Genomic DNA, 19,247 nt, shown 5'->3' on the forward strand with positions numbered 1-19,247 from the left:
GGCGGCAGGTGTCAAAGGACCTGCAGGTGGGTGTCGCGTTGCGGCCGGTGAACCACCTGGCAATCATCATGGACGGCAATGGCCGCTGGGCCACGAACCGGGGCTGGGCGCGTCTGGTGGGTCACCGCAAGGGTGCGGAACGGGTGCGGGAAATCGTCAAGACTGCGCCGGATCTTGGGATCAGGTGGCTGACGCTTTACGCCTTCTCCACCGAGAACTGGAAGCGTTCGACCGAGGAAGTCCTTGGCCTGATGGCGATCTTCGCCCGCTACATCGAACGTGAGGCCGACCGTCTGGCAAAGGCCGGTGTGCGGATGCGCTTCATCGGCGACCGCAGCCGGCTTGACCCCAAACTGCAGCGCATGATGGCCGGGATCGAGGCGCGGACAGCTGGGCTGGACCGGCTGAACCTGACCGTGGCGATCAACTATGGCGGCAGGGACGAGATCATTCGGGCGGTGCGCAAGATCGCCGAAGCGGCGGCGCAGGGCATTCTTGATCCGCGTCACGTCAGCGAGGCGGCTTTTGCCGAAAGGCTGGACACCGGCGGTCTGCCCGACCCTGATCTGGTGATCCGCACCAGCGGCGAGACCCGGACCTCGAACTTCCTGCCCTGGCAGGCAGCCTATTCGGAATACGAATTCACCGAAACGCTCTGGCCCGACTTCGGACCCGAGGAACTTGCGGCCATCGTCCAGCGCTTCTCCAACCGTGAAAGACGGTTCGGCGGGGTGTCGCGGTGATGGAGCCCGCACCGGCGGCCTCTGGCAAATGGGCGGACCTGCGCACGCGAGTGCTGTCGGCCATCGTCATGGTAGCTGTGGGTGCAGTCGAGATCTGGCTGGGCGGTACCGCCTTTGCCGCTTTGGTCGTGGTGCTGACCGGCGTGATGATCTGGGAACTGGCGACGATGACCGCCCCGCAGCGGCGGCGCTCTCCGGTGACGCTTGCGGTGGCGGCCTCAGCGGCGTTGCTGGCCGCGTTGATCCTGCGGACCGATGTCGCCGCGCTGTTTCTTGCAGTGCCATCGGTGGCACTTATCCTGACGCCCAGGCGTGACCGGCGTCTGGCGGGGGCCTACGCCCTGGCGATCATGCTGGCAGGCTATGGTCTGATCGACCTGCGCGAAACCGGCGGCGGACCGATGATCCTCTGGCTGGTTGCCGTGGTCGTCGCGTCGGACGTTCTGGGCTATTTCGCGGGCCGGATGCTGGGCGGACCGAAGTTCTGGGAACGGGTCAGTCCGAAGAAAACCTGGTCGGGGACTGTCGCGGGCTGGATCGGTGCGGGGCTGGTCGGGCTCGTCATGGTTCTGGTGGCGGGTGCAAGCTGGCTACTGGTGCCACTGTCGGCGCTGGTGGCTTTTGCCGGTCAGCTGGGCGACATCGCCGAAAGCTGGGTCAAGCGGCGGGCCGGGGTCAAGGATGCGTCGAACCTTATCCCGGGGCATGGCGGGGTGCTCGACCGTTTCGACGCACTGATCGGGGCTGTGGTCGCGGTGCTGGCGCTTGGCCTGCTGGTGCCGGTCCAAGGGCTCTTTGGGGGCTGACGGATTGCGCAGCCTGTCGATCTTCGGGGCTACCGGTTCCATCGGCGAGCAGACAGTGGACCTGCTGCTTCGCGCGGGCGGTGCAGAGACGCACAAGATCGTCGCTCTGACCGGAGGGCGCAACATCGCGCGGCTTGCCGAAATGGCGCGCACGCTGCGAGCAGAGATTGCGGTCTGTGCGGACGCGTCAGGGCTGGCGGAACTCCGTGACCGACTTGCCGGCTCAGGCGTCGAGGCGGCGGCAGGCACAACCGCCATCGTCGAGGCGGCAGAGCGTCCTGCCGACTGGGTGATGAGCGCGATCGTCGGCGCGGCAGGGCTGGAGCCGGGGTTCCGCGCCCTGCGGCATGGTGCGACGCTGGCATTGGCGAACAAGGAAAGCCTGGTCACGGCCGGGCCCTTGCTGATGGCAGAGGCCGCGCGGCACGGGGCCCGCATCCTGCCGGTGGACAGCGAGCATTCGGCGATCTTCCAGGCGTTGGTGGGTGAGGACATCGCCGCGGTCGAGCGGATCATCCTGACCGCCAGCGGCGGTGCCTTGCGCGACTGGCCGCTGGAGCGGCTGGCGAAGGCCACCGTGACCGAGGCGCTTGCGCATCCGAATTGGGCGATGGGGCAGCGGATCACCATCGATTCCGCCTCCATGTTCAACAAGGCGCTGGAAGTCATTGAAACTCGTGAATTCTTCGGGGTGGCGCCCGATCAGATCGAAGTGATCATCCACCCGGAGTCCTTGATCCATTCGATGGTCGCCTACCGCGACGGGGCGATCATGGCCCATATGGGTGCGCCCGACATGCGCCATTCCATCGGCTATGCGCTGAACTGGCCGGACCGGTCCCACCTGCCAGTGGCGCGACTGGATCTTGCCCAGGTGGCGACGCTCACCTTCCGGGCCCCGGACCTGGCGCGCTATCCCGCGCTCCGGCTTGCGCGCCAGGTCATGGCACGGCGGGGCCTGGCCGGTGCGGCATTCAATGCGGCGAAAGAGGTGGCGCTTGATCATTTCCTCGCGGGCGGCATCGGTTTCATGGACATGAGCGGTGTCGTGGAAGCCACGCTGGAGGCGCTGGATGCCGACCTCGGCCACGAAAATGACGCCATGACCCTTGAGGATGTGCAGCTGGTAGACCATCTGGCACGACAAAGGGCGGGCAAAATCGCTCGCCGGCAGGCAGGAGAGCAGTAATGGAAGCGATTGTGGCGGCGCTTGGCGGCACGGCCTGGACCCTCGTGTTCTTCGTGATCGCGCTGTCGGTGATCGTTTTCGTTCACGAATACGGCCATTACATAGTGGGCCGCTGGTCCGGCATCCATTCCGAGGTCTTCTCGGTCGGTTTCGGCCCGGTCCTTTTCAGCCGCACCGACAAGCGCGGTACCCGCTGGCAGTTCGCGGCGATTCCCTTCGGCGGTTACGTCAAGTTCATGGGCGATGCCGACGCAAGCTCGGTCCGGCAGGGCGATGTCTCGGGGATGTCCGTCGAGGAACGCCGTCACACGATGGCGGGGGCTCCCCTTTGGGCGCGGTCGGCGACTGTCGCGGCAGGACCCGTGTTCAACTTCATCCTGACCTTCTTCCTGCTGGTGGGGCTGGCCCTTTTCGTCGGAGCCCCACGCGAAGAACCGACGGTTGGCACCATGCGTGCCTTTCCCTTCGAGGGTCCTACCCTGCAGCAGAATGACGTGATTCTTTCGGTCGAGGGGCAGGCGACTCCGGACTGGGAAACCTTCCGAAGCGTCACCGAGGCCCTGAAGGGCAATGTCGCTCTGGCCTATGAGGTGCGGCGGGACGACGAAGTGCTGACCGTGAACGGCCCGCATCCTTTGGCCCCCGTCGTGGGCGAGGTGCAGATCCGTTCGGCAGCAATGGACGCCGGGATCGTCGAGGGCGACATCATCCTCAAGGCCGGCGGCCAGGATGTGCGCTATTTCGACCAGCTTCCCGAGATCGTCGCCGCCAGCAAGGGCCAGCCCGTGGCCCTGACCGTCTGGCGCAACGGCGAAAGCTTCGAGGTGTCGCTGTCCCCGCGCATTCGCACGGTTGACGACGGCAGCGGCGGTTTTACCGAGCGCTACCTGCTGGGCCTATATTCGGGCATGTTCTTCGAACCCGCCGTGCGCAGCGTCGGCCCGTGGGAGGCAGTGTCGGGTGCGGGCAGCAGCATGTGGCTGATGACCACCACCACCTTCTCGGGCCTGTGGCACATGATCCAGGGCGCGATCTCCAGCTGCAACCTTTCTGGTGCCATCGGGATGGCCGAAACCGCGGGCGATGCGGCGCGAAACGGCGCGCAAAGCTTTATCGGGATGCTGGCGATCCTGTCGTTCGGGGTCGGTCTGTTGAATCTCTTCCCGATTCCCGTGCTGGACGGTGGCCATCTGGTCTTCCATGCCTACGAGGCGGTGACCGGGCGCGCTCCTTCGGACCGGGCTCTCAGGGTGCTGATGACCATCGGTCTTAGCCTGGTGCTTACCATCATGCTGTTTGGCCTCAGCCGCGATCTTTTGTGCCAGTAAACCAACGCGCCGGCGGCAGGGTCAGCAAAGCCTGACCTGCCGCCGGATTGCTTGTCGCCACAACATCTTGCAAAGTTATCCACAGCAACCGCAGGCTTTTGACAAAGCTTGGCTTTCCCGGTAGCTATCCGGAAACAGAAAATTGCGGCGAGGATGCAAAATGCGGATGACCCAAAGCACGGCCACAGGGCGGTCGTTCAGGGCCACGTCTAGGGCGCGTCTTCTTGCCACGGCGGTTTTCATCGGTACCGCAACGGCTTCGGTTCCGTTCCTCACCCCAGCCTTCGCGCAGGTCTTTTCGTTTTCGAACGTGACCATCGAAGGCAACGAGCGGGTCGATACCGCGACCATCCTGAACTACGCCGGAATCAGCCGCGGCGACGAGGTCAGCGCCGGGGGTCTGAACGACGCCTACCAGCGCATTCTGAACTCCGGTCTCTTCGAGGAAGTGGAACTGGTGCCCAACGGCTCGACGCTGGTCATCCGCGTCCGGGAATACCCGGTCGTCAACGTCATCAGCATCGAAGGCAACAAGCGGCTCAAGGACGAGCGGTTGGCTGAACTGATCCAGTCGCAAACCCGCCGGGTCTATTCGCCGAGCCAGGCCGAGTCGGACGCTGCCGCCATCGCCGAGGCCTACCGCGTCGCAGGCCGCCTGGCGGCCACCGTCACGCCGAAGATCATCCGCCGCAGCGACAACCGTGTCGACCTCGTGTTCGAGATCACCGAAGGCAGGGTGGTCGAGAACGAACGCATCAGTTTTGTCGGCAACAAGGCCTTCACCGATCGCCGCCTGCGCCAGGTGCTCGAGACGAAGCAGGCCGGTTTGCTGCGCAACCTGATCCAGCGCGACACCTATGTCGCCGAACGGCTGGAACTGGACAAGAAGGTGCTGACCGACTTCTACCTGTCGCGCGGCTTCATCGACTTCCAGGTGCTGGAAGCCGGTGCCGAGATTTCGCGCGAGCGTGATGCGACCTTCGTCACCTTCACGGTGCGCGAGGGCGTGGCCTACAGTATCGGCGCGATCAGCACCGTGTCCGAAGTCGAGGGCCTGGATGCCGCCGAGTTCGAGGCGGTGCAGAAGATTCGGGCGGGCCAGACCTACAGCCCGCTTCTGATCGACAACAACATCACCCGGATGGAGACTTTGGCCCTGAAGAAGGGGCTCAACTTCGTCCGGGTCGAGCCGCGCCTGACCCGAAATCCGGCTGGCCAGGTGGTGGATGTTCAGTTCGCCATCGTGCGCGGCGAGCGTATCTTCGTCGAACGCATCGACATCGAGGGAAACACCACGACGCTGGACCAGGTGATCCGCCGGCAGTTCCGCACGGTGGAGGGCGATCCCTTCAACCCGCGCGAAATCCGCCAGGCCGCGGAGCGCATTCGTGCGCTTGGATTCTTCGCGGATGCCCAGGTGAACGCGGATCAGGGCTCGGCGCCAGATCAGGTGGTGGTGAACGTCGATGTCGAAGAGCAGCCGACTGGCTCGCTCAGCTTCGGGTTGAGCTATTCGGTGGCATCCGGCACCGGGATCAACGTGGGCTTTTCCGAGTCGAACTTCCTCGGTCGTGGTCAACGCCTGTCGCTGTCGGTTTCGACCGTGGCGGACAACCAGAATTCCAGCTTCAGCTTCACCGAGCCCGCGCTTCTGGGTCGTGACCTCAGCTTCAACGTCAGCGGCTTCTACCGCACCTCTGAATCGGATTACGCCCTCTACGACACACGCAGTGCGGGATTCTCGACGGGGATCGGGTTCCCGCTTGGTGAAGAGTCGTCGCTGGATCTCAGGATCAGCGTCTCTGACGACAAGCTGTCCAACTACAGCGGTGATTCGACCATCATCGGGGCGGAAGTGGCCGAAGGGGCGCTTTCGACGGTCTCGCTTGGCTACACCTACGAATTCGACAACCGCATCACCGGGCTTAACCCGAAGGGCGGGGTGCTTCTGCGCTTCGGTCAGGATTTCGCCGGTCTGGGCGGCGACACCAAGTATGTCGAGACGACAGGTCTTGCCGTCGGTGAAACCCGGATCATGAACGAGGAAGTCACGCTGCGCGCGATTTTCGAAGGCGGTGCCATCACGTCGCTTGGGGATAGCAGAAGCCGGGTGACCGACCGCTTCTTCGGCAACGGCAAGATCCGCGGTTTCGAACCGAACGGAATCGGCCCGCGGGACGGCACTGACCTGGCTGAGGCACTTGGCGGCAATCTCTTCGCCGTTGCCCGGTTCGAGGCTGATTTCCCGCTTGGCCTGCCCGAGGAATACGGCATTTCCGGCGGCGCGTTCTTCGATGTCGGCTCGGTCTGGAGCCTGGACAACGATAACGGAGGTGCCGTGGACGACAGCTTCAATCCGCGGGCCGCAGTCGGGGTTTCGGTATTCTGGACGACGCCGATCGGTCCGCTGCGGTTCAACTTCAGCCGGGCGGTGAAGAAGGAAGACTACGACAAGGAACAAAGCTTCGACCTGACGATCTCGACGAAGTTCTGATGGCGGGGGAGTGGCGCAAAGCAAGGCGCCGTGGTCCCTGGCTGCGGTCCATGGTCGTTGTGCTGGCGCTTGCAACCCAGGTGCAGTCGCAGGAGGCGCCAGCCCCGGTTCTGACGCTGGATCAGGACCGCTTCTTTCTGCAGTCCGATTTTGGCCGCGCCGCCATTGAACGCGAGCAGGCCGAGACAGCCGCGCTTGAGCAGGAAAATAACCGGATCGAAGCGGAACTGGTCGCGGAAGAACAGGCGCTGACCGACCAGCGTGGCGCACTCTCGTCTGCGGACTTCTCGGCCCGGGCCGCGGCATTCGACGACAAGGTCGAACGCATCCGGGCCGAGCAGGATGCCAAGGCGCGCAGCATTGTCGAAAAGCGTGACGTCGAGCGGCAAGAGTTTCTGCGTCTTGCCGCCCCGGTGCTGGGCGAGCTTCTCAGCGAGCGCAAGGCGGCGGCAATCCTGGACAAGGGGCTGGTCATCGTTTCTCTGTCGGCCGTCGATATCACCGACGAGGCCATCGCGAAGCTGAACGCGGCCCTGGTGGCTCCCGCCCCCGCGCCGTGATCCCTCGGCAACTTGTCTGTCGCGTGCCGACTTGGTAGTCAGACCTCAAGGCCCAAGGCCACAGCAGGGACGCGAAGGAACGACGACATGGATGCAAGCGCAGTGACCACCGCCGACCTGGACCTGATCCAGCGGATCATCCCGCACCGCTATCCTTTCCTGCTGATCGACAAGGTCCGCGCTATCGTCCCGAACGAAAGCTGCATCGGCATCAAGTGCATCACCTTGAACGAGCCGCAATTCCAAGGTCACTTTCCCGGAATGCCAATCTTCCCCGGCGTGATGATCATCGAAGCGATGGCGCAGACCTCGGGCGTGCTGGTGGGCCTGTCGATGGACCTGGTGGACAAGCAGGCCAAGGTCTTCTTCATGGGCGTCGACGGCGTCAAGTTCCGTCGCAAGGTGGTGCCGGGCGACGTGATGGAGCTGCACGTCAAGGCGCTGCGCGGCGGCGGACGGGTGTGGAAGTTCGAAGGCCGCGCCCTTGTCGATGGCGAGTTGGCCTGCGAAGCGACCTTCATGGCGATGTTCGACGTGCCCAAGTCGTGAGTGTCGGGGCATGAGCATCCATCCTACAGCCCGCGTCCACGCCTCGGCCGTCGTCGAGTCCGGCGCGGTGATCGGCGAAGGTTGCGAGATCGGACCGTTCTGCACCGTCGGCGCAGAAGTGACCCTGGGCCTGCGGGTGGTGCTGAAGTCGCATGCCGTCATTACCGGCTGGACCGAGATCGGCGACGAAACGGTGGTCTTTCCATTCGCCACCGTCGGTGAGGTGCCGCAGGACCTCAAGTATCACGGGGAACGGACCAGACTGGTTATCGGCAAGAGGTGCCGCATCCGCGAGGCGGCAACCCTGAACACCGGAACCGAGGGTGGCGGTGGAGTGACCCGGATCGGGGACGACGTTCTGATCATGACCGGGGCGCATGTCGGCCACGACGCTCAGATAGGCAATCGGGTCATCCTGGTCAACCATGTCGCCATCGCGGGCCACTGTGTATTGGGCGATGACGTCATTGTCGGCGGACTTTCCGGCGTGCACCAGTGGGTGCGCATCGGCCAGGGCGCGATAATCGGGGCGGTCACGATGGTGACAAACGACGTGATCCCCTACGGCCTCGTGCAGGCTCCTCGTGGCGAGTTGGACGGGTTGAATCTCGTCGGATTGAAGCGGCGGGGCGTCGACCGGGCGGGGATCACCGCGCTCCGGGCCGCCTACCAGACACTGGCGCAGGAAGACGGCAGCTTTCTCGACCGCGCGCGCAAGCTGGCCGAGGAGAGCGATTCGCCCCTGGTCCGCGAGATCGCCGATTTCATCCTGTCGAAGTCCGATCGCAGTTTCCTGACCCCCAAGGGCGGCAGGTGACCGGCATGAGGACCGCAATCATCGCAGGGCAGGGCCGGTTGCCGGCCGCCCTGGCCGGCTTGATGGCGGAGCCGCCCCTTGTCGCGGCCGTCGACGGCTTCCCTCCGGACGGGTTGACTGTCGACCTGCGCGTGCGGATCGAGCGTCTGGTCCCCTTCCTGCGCGCGCTTGAACGCGACGGGGTCGGGCAGGTGATCTTTGCCGGTGCGGTGGCCCGGCCGCGGCTGGACCCTGCGCTCCTGGACGAAGCGACTGCGACCCTATTGCCGCGTCTGATGGGCGCAATGGCGTCCGGTGATGACGCAACGCTGCGCGTCGTGATCGAGCTTTTCGAGGAATTCGGCTTCCGCGTCGTGGGCGTCGACGAAGTCGCGCACGAGCTGCTTCCGGGGGCGGGAGTGCTTGTCGGGACCGTCTCGCCAATGGATGAGGCTGATGCCGCACGTGCCGCGGCAATTGTCGCGGCCTTGGGGTCAGTCGACGTGGGGCAGGGCGCTGTCGTGGCCCAAGGTCTCTGCCTCGGGGTCGAGGCTTTGCCGGGAACGGATGTGCTGCTGGCGCAAGTGGCCGAGATCGGCGTGCTGCGACCTGATCCGGCGCGGGGGAGAGGTGTCTTCTACAAGGCTGCCAAACCCGGCCAGGACCGCCGGATCGACTTGCCGACCCTCGGCCCCGAGACATTGCGCGGGGCAGCGGCGGCGGGGTTGGGCGGGGTGGCGTTCCAGGCCGGATCGGTGATCTGCCTGGACCTTTCCGAGATGCATCGTCTGGCCGGGGAGTTGGGCCTGTTCCTTTGGGCGCGGCCGTGATCCCGGCGGGAGCGAGTGCCACTGCACGGCGCCCCGGGTCGGGTGTTCGGGTATCAAGACTGGACGCAGGCGACCGATGATCGGCACGCTGAAGCTGTTTTTCGTTGCTGGCGAACCCTCGGGTGACCGACTTGGCGCCGCGCTGATCGCGGCGCTAAGATCCCTGGTCCCGGTCGACATCGCGGGCGTGGGCGGACCGCTGATGCAGGCCCAGGGGTTGCAAAGTCTTTTCCCGATGGAAGAGCTGTCGGTGATGGGTATCGCCGAGGTCCTCCCGAAGTACTTGCCCCTCAAGCGCCGGATCCGCGAGACGGCAGACGCGGCTCTTGCCTCCGGGGCAGAGGCGCTGGTGACGATCGACTCGCCTGATTTCGGGTTGCGGGTTGCAGCACTGGTCAAGGCCGCGCGACCGCAGATGCGGGTGATCCACTACGTCGCGCCCTCGGTCTGGGCCTGGCGGCCAGGACGGGCGAAAAAGATGGCGCGGGTTGTCGACCACGTGCTTGCGCTTTTGCCCTTCGAGCCGCCCTACATGACTGCGGCAGGGATGACCTGTGATTTCGTCGGCCACCCGGTGGTGGCGGAGCCGCTGGCAACCGAAGCTGAGCGGGCCGCCTTTGACGGCAAGGGGCCGCTTCTCCTCGTCCTGCCAGGATCGCGCAAGGGCGAGGTGGCGCGGCTGGCCCCGGTCTTTGGCGGGGTGGTGGCGCGACTGAAGGTCAATCACCCCGACCTGCGGGTGGCCCTACCCACCGTGCGGGGTGTCGCAAACCTGGTGCGGGAGCTGTCGGCAAACTGGGCGGTTCAGCCCCGGATCATCGAGGATGCCGCCGCCAAGCGTGGCGCCTTTGCAGCCGCGGACGTGGCCCTGGCGGCCTCGGGCACGGTTTCCCTGGAGCTTGCCGCGAATGGCTGCCCGATGGTCATCGCCTACGACATGCACCCGCTGACGCTGTGGCTCATGCGACGGGCGGCACTGGTCGACACCGTGACACTGGTCAACCTGGTCAGCGAGACCCGCGTGGTGCCAGAGTTCATCGGCAGGGATTGCCAACCGGAGAAGATTGCCCCTGCCTTGGAGGCACTTCTCGCCGATCCGACGGCTCAGGCCGCAGCGATGGCGCTGACGATGGCACGTCTTGGCCGTGACGGCGAACCGCCCGGCCTTCGTGCAGCGCGATCCGTCCTGCGGGCATTGGGCAGGGCATAAGGGATTCACGACCCTCCACTGCGTCTGTCGTGGATACAGTTGCCCCCAACTTTGTGCTATTGTCCCCACATCCCGATTTTCCGGGGTGCCTTTGCCGACCTTTTACTCCGTCTTTTCAATTCCTCATTCAAATGGAGATGCTCCATGCATGGCTTCAATTACCGTGAGCCGCAGATCCCCCGTAGCCGCTTCAACGAACCCGGTCGCTTCGGTCGGATGTTCCCGTGGCTGCGCGGGCTTCGCACCTTCGACCCGGGTCCCGATACGCTTGGTGCGGTCGGCGGCCCGATGGATGGCGGCAATCCCCCGCCCAGCGACACGTCCCAGAACAACCCGCGGATCAAGGCCGGCTATACCTTCCTCGGCCAGTTCATCGACCACGACCTGACGCTGGACACCACATCGATCCTCGAGCGGCAGGTCGACGTGGACAGCACGACCAACTTCCGCACGCCTGCCTTCGAACTGGATTCGATCTACGGCCTCGGGCCTGCCGTCCAGCCCTACCTTTACGAGCAGCCCAACGGAGGACGGCTTTTGATCGCGGCCGACGGCAACGATCTGCAGCGCAACGGGCAGGGTCGGGCGATCATCGGCGACCCGCGCAACGACGAGAACATCCTGATCTCGCAGCTTCAGCTTCTGTTCATCAAGTTCCACAACAAGGTCTACGACACCGAGTTCGCCAACATGCCGCATGGCCGGGCCCGGTTCGAGGCCGCGCAGACCCTGGTGCGCTGGCATTACCAGTGGCTGGTGATGAACGAGTTCCTGCCGCGGATCGTCGGAACCGCCATGGCAAGCCAGGAAATCGCCAGCCCTTCCTTCAGCTACGAGACCGAACATGCCTATATGCCGGTCGAGTTCAGCGTGGCGGCCTATCGCTTCGGCCATAGTCAGGTCCGACCCGGCTATGGAGTGAACGCGACTGCGGGTGCGGGGCTCTTTCCGGGCGATCCGGATGCGGCCTTCGGCACCGGCGACTTGCGCGGCTTTCGCCCGGTTCCCGCAACTCTGGTGGTCGACTGGGCCCTCTTCTTCGGAGGCGGTGCCCAGGCCAGCAAGAAGATCGACACCCTGCTGTCCACGGTTCTTCTGAAGCTTCCGACCGGCGTCGTGCCGAAGGACGTGGCGAACCGCCACCGGTCACTTGCCACCCGCAACCTGCAGCGCGGGATCGACATGAACCTGCCCTCGGGCCAGACGGTGGCAGCGCACCTCGGGATTCCGGCGCTCAGCGAAGCTGCGCTCTGGACGACGAATGGGGCCGTGGTGGGTTCCGGACCCGCGCCCTTGTGGTTCTACTGCCTGCGCGAGGGCGAAGTCGGGACTGGAGGCGCACGGCTGGACGGTGTGGGTGCGGCCATCGTCGCACGCACTTTCGTGGCCCTGATGCTGAAGGACAAGGCCTCGTACCTGGTGCAGGACCCGTCCTTTGTCCCGACGCTGGGGCAGGGCGGTCGCTTCACCATGTCCGACATGGTCAACTATACCCTCGGGACGTCGCTGGCGTCCGAGGATATTGCCACCCTGCCGGACGTCATCTGAGCCTGGGGGGCGGTCCGAATGGGCCGCCTGCCCATTCAAGGCGCCGAAACCTCGCCATTCACGATGGCAAGAACCTGCGGCATCAGGCCTTCCATGTTCTGGTTGATCAGATCGATGATCCCCGGCTGCTGCGCGGCAGTCAGTTGCGGCAGCTTTGCCATCACCGACCGGCCCTCGGGCGTCGCATAGAAATCACGCAAGGCGGTGATTTCCGCCAGCGTCATCATGTCTGCCATGATCCCGGCCTGATCGCGCATGATCTTGGTCAGCGGATCGGTGAACGTGTCCAGGTAAAGCGCACGGATCCGGGCGACCTGGTCGTCGTTCAGGGTCTGCCCGCCCGCCGCGACCTGTTGCAAGATCGGCTGGTACATTGTCTCGATCATCGCGTCCATGTCGAAGCCCTGCAGGGCCAGTTCCACATACTCCGCCGCTGCAGCCACCCGCTCTTCGCGCGTCTCGGCAAGAAGGGGAAGGGGAAGCGCCAAGGCAAGCGCCAGAAGCAGGGGTTTCACGACGCATTTCCTTTCCAGATCCAGCCACCACCGAAGATGCGGCTGCCTTCCGGGGCGTAAAAGACACAAGCCTGCCCGGCGCTGACCCCATCCTCAGGCGACAGCAGTTCCACTTCGGCCGTTGTGGCTCCGGTCGGGCGAATAATCGCCTCGCGCGGGGGACGGGTGGAGCGGACCTTGACCTTCAACTGCCATTCGCAACGGCTGTCAAAGGCCTCGTCCCCCAACCAGTTGATCTCGCGTACCGGGATGATCCGGGTCGACAGCGCCTCTTTCGGTCCGACAATCACCCGGCGGTGCTGGGGGTCCAGCTTCACGACGTACAGCGGTGTTTCCAGACCGCCGATCCCCAGGCCCTTGCGCTGGCCGATGGTGTAATGGATCACGCCCCGGTGTTGGCCCATGACATTGCCGTCCATGTCCACGATCTCGCCCGGGTCGGCAGCACCGGGACGCAGCTTCTCGATCACCGCCGCATAATCGTTGTTCGGGACAAAGCAGATATCCTGGCTGTCGGGCTTGTCCGCCACCGGCAGCCCGTACTTCGCGGCAAGGGCGCGCGTCTCGGCTTTCGAGCCAAGGTGGCCAAGCGGAAAGCGCAGATAGGACAACTGCTCTGGCGTGGTCGAGAACAGGAAGTACGACTGATCCCGCGCCGCGTCGGCGGCTTGGTGCAGTTCCGGACCGTGGTCGCCAAGCTTGCGCTGGATGTAGTGCCCGGTCGCCATGCAGTCGGCCTCCAGGTCCTTGGCCGTGGCCAGCAGGTCCTTGAACTTCACCCGCTCGTTGCAGCGAATGCAGGGCACCGGGGTCGCGCCCGCCAGATAGGCGTCGGCGAATTCCTCGATCACCGCCTCCCGGAACGTGTTCTCGTAATCCAGCACATAATGCGGAAAGCCCATCGTCTCGGCCACCCGCCGGGCATCGTGGATGTCGCGGCCCGCACAGCAGGCGCCCTTTTTAGCCAGCGCAGCCCCGTGGTCGTAAAGCTGCAGCGTGACGCCGACGACGTCATAGCCTTCTTCGGCCAGCATCGCGGCCACGACCGAACTGTCGACGCCGCCGGACATGGCAACGACGACCCGCGTTTCGGCGGGGGGCTTGGCAAAACCCAAAGAGTTGAGGGCCAGGTCGCGGGGCATGGGACCCATCCTTCCAGAGATTGTCCGGGTTACGGGAATGATGGGGAATATATGAAAATGCTGTGCACTCTCAATCCCCTGTTTCAGGATTGATTAAGCCTGATCCTTCATCCTGCGTCAAACCAACAAGGGAACGGTCATGTTTCTCAAGCGTGTCGACGGGCCAAGGCAGGTCATTCTGCCGGATGGCAGCATTCTTACCCGGGCGGATCTGCCGCCTGCGGATACCCGGCGCTGGGTTGCCAGTCGCAAGGCGATCGTGGTGCGGGCCGTGGTCTACGGCCTGATTTCCGAAAAGGAGGCGCTGGATCGCTACGCATTGTCCGACGAAGAATTCGGACTTTGGCGCAGTGCGGTTGCCAAACATGGTGATGATGGCCTGAAAGTCACAGCGATTCAGAAATACAGACAACTTTAAATGGATTCTGACTCTCCCTCTGGCATAGTAACTCTACGTTAACCATTGCGGGCCATTGTCGTTAACGATGAACCCACCGGAGCGGAGATTTAACGAATGCGCATTCTGCTTGTAGAGGACGATCCAACGACCTCGCGCAGCATCGAATTGATGCTGACCCATGCCAATCTGAACGTCTATTGCACCGACATGGGCGAAGACGGAATCGATCTGGCCAAGCTTTACGATTATGACCTGATCCTTCTGGACCTGAACCTGCCGGACATGAGCGGGCATGAAGTGCTTCGCCAAGTGCGCCAGGCGCGGGTCGAAACTCCGATCCTGATCCTGTCCGGCGCCGATGATACGGAAAACAAGCTGAAAGGCTTCGGTTTCGGGGCCGACGACTACCTGACCAAGCCCTTCCACCGCGAAGAACTCGTCGCCCGCATCCACGCGATCATCCGGCGCTCCAAGGGCCACAGCCAGTCGATCATCAAGACCGGCCGGGTGGCGGTCAATCTGGATGCAAAGACGGTGGATGTGGAAGGCAAGGCGGTGCATCTCACCGGCAAGGAATACCAGATGCTGGAACTCCTTTCTTTGCGCAAGGGCACGACCCTGACGAAGGAGATGTTCCTGAACCACCTTTACGGCGGCATGGACGAACCGGAATTGAAGATCATCGACGTCTTCATTTGCAAGCTGCGCAAGAAACTCGCCGAGGCGACGGGGGGCGACAATTACATCGAAACCGTCTGGGGCCGCGGCTATGTGCTGCGCGATCCGGTGGGCGGGCAGGCTCGGTTGGCGGCCACGGCCTGACTTTACCTTCCCCGGCCCGCCGCCTAACGTCTGCAAGGGCAGCACAGGGGGCGGGCATGTTGGAGAAGGCAGTCGATCTCCTGACGGAAGCCGAGGCGCGAGAGGAACTTGCGCGCCTTGGTCGGGCGATTGCAGCCGCGAACACTGCCTATCACACACTTGACGCGCCCGAGATTTCGGATGCCGATTATGATGCGCTGAAGCGGCGCAATGCCGAGATCGAGGCGCGGTTTCCCGACCTGAAACGCGCAGATTCTCCCAGCGACCAGGTCGGCGCAGCGGTGGCCGACGGGTTCGGCAAGGTCGCGCACCGGGTTCGGATGCTGTCGCTGGAAAACGCCTTCGCGGCGGACGAGGTGGCGGAGTTCGACGATCGCGTTCGCCGCTTTCTGGGGCATGCCGGGACTGTCAGCTATACCGCCGAGCCAAAGATCGACGGCTTGTCGTTGTCCTTGCGCTACGAAGATGGCCTGCTGATCCAAGCCGCAACCCGGGGTGACGGTGAGGTGGGCGAAAACGTCACCGATAATGCTCGGACCATTGCCGACATCCCGCAGACCCTGACCGGCGCACCGCAGGTGCTGGAGGTTCGGGGCGAGGTCTACATGTCCCACGCCGATTTTGCCGCTCTGAACCAGCGACAGGCGGCGAGCGGCGAAAAGACATTCGCCAACCCGCGCAACGCCGCAGCAGGGTCGCTTCGCCAACTGGACGCCCGGATCACGGCCGCCCGACCCCTGCGGTTCTTTGCCTATTCCTGGGGCCAACTCTCCGTGCCGCTGGCTGCAACCCAATTCGAAGCGATCCGGCGCCTTGAAGCCTTGGGGTTTCAGACCAATCCGCTGACCGTCCTTTGCTCTGGCCCCGAGGAAATGCTGGTCCACTACCGGCGGATCGAGGCACAGCGTGCTGTCCTCGGCTACGATATCGACGGCGTCGTCTACAAGGTGAACGACCTTGCTCTGCAGGGCCGGCTTGGCTTCCGCTCATCCACCCCCCGCTGGGCCATCGCGCACAAGTTCCCCGCCGAACTTGCCTGGACCGAGCTTCTGGGCATCGACATCCAGGTTGGCCGCACCGGGGCGTTGTCGCCTGTCGCGAGGCTGCGCCCTGTGACCGTGGGCGGTGTGGTGGTCTCGAACGCCACGCTTCACAACGAGGATTACATCGCCGGACGCGACTCGCGCGGGCAGGAAATCCGCAGCGGCAAGGACATCCGGATCGGCGACTGGGTGCAGGTCTACCGTGCCGGGGACGTGATTCCCAAAGTTGCCGACATCGACCTGACCTACCGCAAGGACGGCGCGCAACCTTATGTATTCCCGAAAAAATGTCCGCAATGCGGCAGCCCGGCCCACCGCGAGGAAGGCGATTCCGTCCGCCGTTGCACGGGCGGCCTTATCTGTCCGGCCCAGGCGGTGGAGCGGTTGAAGCACTTTGTCAGTCGTGGCGCCTTTGACATCGAAGGCTTGGGCGCGAAGCAGATCGAGATGTTCTTCAAGGACGCGACCCTGCCCATGAGGACCCCAGCCGACATCTTCACCCTCGCCGCAAGGGACTCCGCCAACCCCTTGCAGAAGCTCAAAAATCGCGAGGGTTTCGGTGATGTCTCCGCCGCAAAGCTCTTCGCCTCGATCGAAGCGCGCCGCAGCATCCCGCTGGATCGGTTGATTTTCTCGCTGGGCATCCGCCACGTGGGCGAAGTCGCGGCTGGCCTTCTCGCCCGGCACTACAGCACCTGGGCGGCGTTCGAGACAGCGATAACCCGTGCGACGCCGGGGACACCCGAATGGGCCGAACTGACCTCGATCAACGGGGTGGGCGAGGTCATGGCGCAAAGCCTGGTCGAGGCGTTTCAGAACACGGCCGAACGGCACGCCATTGATGCGCTGGCGGCGCAGTTGATGGTCCAGCCCGTCCAGGCGCGCGGTGCCGTGGATAGCCCAGTCGCGGGTCTAACGGTCGTTTTCACCGGCACTTTGGAGAAGATGACGCGGGCCGAGGCCAAGGCCCGCGCCGAGGCTTTGGGCGCCAAGGTCGCAGGGTCGGTCAGCGCCAAGACCGACCTTCTTGTCGCCGGGCCGGGTGCCGGGTCGAAGGCCAAGGAAGCCGAGCGTCTGGGGGTACGCATGATCGACGAAGACGGCTGGTTGCAGTTGATCGGCGACGCATGAGCCGGCCCGAGGCGCTTTTTCCGCTGTTCGCAGGGCTGGAGACGCTGCCCGGCGTCGGCCCCAAGGCCGCGAAAGCCTTCGAAAGCCTGGGCGTGACCCGGCCCAAGGACCTGCTTTATCTCTTGCCGCATTCCGGGGTGGACCGCGCCCTGCGCAGTTCCGTCCGTGAGGTCGTCCCGCCCGCCACCCTGACAGTCGAGGTGGAGATCGGCCAGCACGTGCCCGCGCGCCGCAAGGGCGGGCCCTACCGCATCCACGTCCGTGACGCGCGGGTCGAGTTCTTGCTCGTCTATTTCCACGCCCGCGCCGAGGCTTTGGCGAAGCTCCTTCCCACTGGTCAGAGGCGGCTGGTCTCGGGCAAGGTCGAGCTGTTCGATGGCATCGCGCAGATGGTGCATCCCGACCACGTGCTGCGCCCCGAAGAGGCGCGCGAGGTCCCGGCCTACGAGCCGGTGTACCCTTTGGCCGCCGGATTGACTCAGCGGGTCGTCGGAAAGGCGGCGCAGGCCGCCCTGACCCGGCTGCCGATCCTGACGGAATGGATCGATCCCGGCCTGATGGCGCGGGAAGGCTGGCCCGATTGGCCGTCGGCCCTGCAGGCGGGACACGGGCCTACGGGGTCGGCCGGGCTTGCCTACACCCATCCCGCGCGGCAGCGGCTCGCCTATGACGAACTTTTCGCGCATCAGCTGACGCTTTCCATCGCCCGCGCCAAGCTGCGCAGAAGCAAGGGCCACGTGACCGCGGGAACCGGAGCTTTATGCGACAAAGTACTGAAAAGCCTGCCCCATGACCCCACGGCGGCGCAAGCCCGAGCAGTGCGGGAGATTGCTGCCGACATGGCCCAGCCGTTGCGGATGAACCGGCTGTTGCAGGGCGACGTCGGGGCGGGAAAGACCCTGGTTGCCTTTCAAGCGCTCCTGATCGCGGTCGAGGCCGGAGGGCAAGGCGTAATGATGGCGCCGACGGAAATTCTGGCACGGCAGCATTTCGAGGGGCTGGCTCCGCTTGCCCGGGCAGCAGGCGTCCGGCTGGAACTGCTGACTGGTCGGGACCGGGGTGCAGATCGGGCGATGAAACTGGAAGACCTGGCGATGGGGCGGATCCCGATCCTGGTCGGAACCCATGCGGTTTTTCAGAAAGACGTCGAGTTTCAGGACTTGCGGCTGGCGGTCGTCGATGAGCAGCACCGGTTCGGGGTGGCGCAACGGATGGAACTTGGCGCGAAGGGCGAAGCCGTGGACGTCCTTGTGATGACCGCGACGCCGATCCCGCGCAGTCTGGCCTTGGCGACACATGGCGACATGGACGTTTCGGTCCTGGACGAGAAACCCGCAGGCCGGAAGCCGATCCGCACCGCGCTGGTGTCCGCGGACCGGCTTGACGAGGTGGTCGATCACTTGCGCAACGCAGTGGCAGAGGGCCGACAGGCCTATTGGGTCTGCCCGCTGGTCGAGGAATCCGAAGTTGTCGATTATGCCAGCGCCGAACAACGTTTCCGGACCCTCCGCGCAGCACTTGGGGACCGCGTTGGTCTGGTTCACGGCCAGATGCCGCCGGCCGACAAGGACAGCGCGATGGCGCGCTTCGTGGCGGGGGAGACTTCGGTGCTCGTCGCGACGACGGTGATCGAGGTCGGGGTCAACGTGCCCAACGCGACCATCATGGTGATCGAACAGGCGGAAAGCTTCGGGTTGGCGCAACTCCACCAGCTTCGGGGTCGTGTCGGGCGGGGCGAAGCGGCCTCGACCTGTCTTCTGATGTACCAGCCCCCGTTGAACGAGACCGGACGTCGCCGCCTGACCACGATCAGGGACACCGAAGACGGCTTCCGCATTGCTGAAGAAGACCTCGCGATGCGCGGGGCGGGCGATCTTATTGGCACGGCGCAGTCCGGTCTCCCGCGCTTCCGGGTGGCGGATCTGGAGCGGCAGGCAGGCCTGATGGCGCTGGCGCAGACCGATGCAAGGAAGCTTCTGCTGGACGATCCGAACCTTTCCGGCACGCGCGGGCAGGCCGTGCGGGCGCTGCTCTGGATCATGGATCAGGACCGCGCCCTGCGGTTGATGAGCGTCGGCTGAGCCGTCTGTTCCGGTCTGTTCACAAATGTTCTTAAAAAGTTCTTTACAGGCCGTTGCGGA

The 19,247-nt window shown here is 64.5% G+C and carries 17 protein-coding genes; 15 read left to right on the forward strand and 2 right to left on the reverse strand.

Going from position 1 to position 19,247, the window contains the following annotated elements:
• The first annotated feature begins 8 nt into the window (after positions 1-8).
• The 11 genes from uppS (at position 9) to Q0C42_RS12415 (ending at position 12,053) form a co-directional block, all read left to right on the forward strand.
• Positions 9-743, forward strand: coding sequence for a polyprenyl diphosphate synthase (uppS, locus tag Q0C42_RS12365; protein WP_295076018.1), 735 nt, complete (start codon positions 9-11; stop codon positions 741-743).
• A complete protein-coding gene (locus tag Q0C42_RS12370) occupies positions 743-1,549 on the forward strand; it encodes a phosphatidate cytidylyltransferase (RefSeq protein WP_295076021.1) in 807 nt (268 codons plus the stop codon). Before uppS ends, Q0C42_RS12370 begins: the two co-directional genes overlap by 1 nt.
• 4 nt (positions 1,550-1,553) lie before the next feature.
• Positions 1,554-2,738, forward strand: a complete 1,185-nt coding sequence (gene dxr / locus Q0C42_RS12375; protein ID WP_295076024.1) for a 1-deoxy-D-xylulose-5-phosphate reductoisomerase — start codon at positions 1,554-1,556, stop codon at positions 2,736-2,738.
• Positions 2,738-4,066 (forward strand): RIP metalloprotease RseP, encoded by a 1,329-nt coding sequence (gene rseP, locus Q0C42_RS12380; protein ID WP_295076027.1) that lies wholly within the window; start codon positions 2,738-2,740, stop codon positions 4,064-4,066. The genes dxr and rseP overlap by 1 nt, the downstream gene beginning before the upstream one ends.
• A gap of 166 nt (positions 4,067-4,232) precedes the next feature.
• Positions 4,233-6,560: an outer membrane protein assembly factor BamA gene (gene bamA / locus Q0C42_RS12385; RefSeq protein WP_295076030.1), complete on the forward strand. Its 2,328-nt coding sequence runs from the start codon at positions 4,233-4,235 to the stop codon at positions 6,558-6,560.
• A gap of 50 nt (positions 6,561-6,610) precedes the next feature.
• On the forward strand, positions 6,611-7,120 hold the full coding sequence (locus Q0C42_RS12390) for an OmpH family outer membrane protein (protein WP_295076033.1): 510 nt from the start codon (positions 6,611-6,613) through the stop codon (positions 7,118-7,120).
• An 87-nt stretch (positions 7,121-7,207) separates the two neighbouring features.
• Positions 7,208-7,669 (forward strand): 3-hydroxyacyl-ACP dehydratase FabZ, encoded by a 462-nt coding sequence (gene fabZ / locus Q0C42_RS12395; protein ID WP_295076036.1) that lies wholly within the window; start codon positions 7,208-7,210, stop codon positions 7,667-7,669.
• Positions 7,670-7,679: 10 nt separating this feature from the next.
• Positions 7,680-8,486, forward strand: coding sequence for an acyl-ACP--UDP-N-acetylglucosamine O-acyltransferase (gene lpxA / locus Q0C42_RS12400; protein ID WP_295076039.1), 807 nt, complete (start codon positions 7,680-7,682; stop codon positions 8,484-8,486).
• Positions 8,483-9,295: an LpxI family protein gene (locus tag Q0C42_RS12405; RefSeq protein ID WP_295076042.1), complete on the forward strand. Its 813-nt coding sequence runs from the start codon at positions 8,483-8,485 to the stop codon at positions 9,293-9,295. The genes lpxA and Q0C42_RS12405 overlap by 4 nt, the downstream gene beginning before the upstream one ends.
• Before the next feature lie 88 nt (positions 9,296-9,383).
• On the forward strand, positions 9,384-10,505 hold the full coding sequence (lpxB, locus tag Q0C42_RS12410) for a lipid-A-disaccharide synthase (protein ID WP_295076330.1): 1,122 nt from the start codon (positions 9,384-9,386) through the stop codon (positions 10,503-10,505).
• 144 nt (positions 10,506-10,649) lie between these two features.
• Complete coding sequence (locus Q0C42_RS12415; protein WP_295076045.1) at positions 10,650-12,053, forward strand: heme peroxidase family protein; 1,404 nt, start codon at positions 10,650-10,652, stop codon at positions 12,051-12,053.
• Between the two features lie 35 nt (positions 12,054-12,088).
• On the opposite strand, the gene Q0C42_RS12420 is transcribed toward Q0C42_RS12415, so the two are convergent.
• Together Q0C42_RS12420 and mnmA are read right to left on the reverse strand one after the other, a co-directional pair.
• The gene (locus Q0C42_RS12420) at positions 12,089-12,568 is read right to left on the reverse strand and encodes a DUF2059 domain-containing protein (RefSeq protein WP_295076048.1); all 480 of its coding nucleotides are present in this window, start codon (positions 12,566-12,568) and stop codon (positions 12,089-12,091) included.
• Positions 12,565-13,710, reverse strand: a complete 1,146-nt coding sequence (gene mnmA / locus Q0C42_RS12425; RefSeq protein WP_295076050.1) for a tRNA 2-thiouridine(34) synthase MnmA — start codon at positions 13,708-13,710, stop codon at positions 12,565-12,567. Before mnmA ends, Q0C42_RS12420 begins: the two co-directional genes overlap by 4 nt.
• 139 nt (positions 13,711-13,849) lie before the next feature.
• On the opposite strand from mnmA, the gene Q0C42_RS12430 reads away from it, so the two are divergent.
• The 4 genes from Q0C42_RS12430 (at position 13,850) to recG (ending at position 19,187) form a co-directional block, all read left to right on the forward strand.
• On the forward strand, positions 13,850-14,128 hold the full coding sequence (locus tag Q0C42_RS12430; RefSeq protein ID WP_295076053.1) for a DUF1153 domain-containing protein: 279 nt from the start codon (positions 13,850-13,852) through the stop codon (positions 14,126-14,128).
• 96 nt (positions 14,129-14,224) lie between these two features.
• On the forward strand, positions 14,225-14,932 hold the full coding sequence (gene ctrA, locus Q0C42_RS12435) for a response regulator transcription factor CtrA (RefSeq protein ID WP_295076056.1): 708 nt from the start codon (positions 14,225-14,227) through the stop codon (positions 14,930-14,932).
• 56 nt (positions 14,933-14,988) lie between these two features.
• Entirely contained in the window at positions 14,989-17,106 is a 2,118-nt protein-coding gene (gene ligA / locus Q0C42_RS12440) for an NAD-dependent DNA ligase LigA (protein ID WP_295076059.1), read from the forward strand.
• Positions 17,103-19,187: an ATP-dependent DNA helicase RecG gene (recG, locus tag Q0C42_RS12445; protein ID WP_295076062.1), complete on the forward strand. Its 2,085-nt coding sequence runs from the start codon at positions 17,103-17,105 to the stop codon at positions 19,185-19,187. Before ligA ends, recG begins: the two co-directional genes overlap by 4 nt.
• Positions 19,188-19,247: the final 60 nt, after the last annotated feature.

The sequence above is a fragment of the Tabrizicola sp. genome, assembly GCF_022842145.1.
GTDB lineage: Bacteria > Pseudomonadota > Alphaproteobacteria > Rhodobacterales > Rhodobacteraceae > Tabrizicola.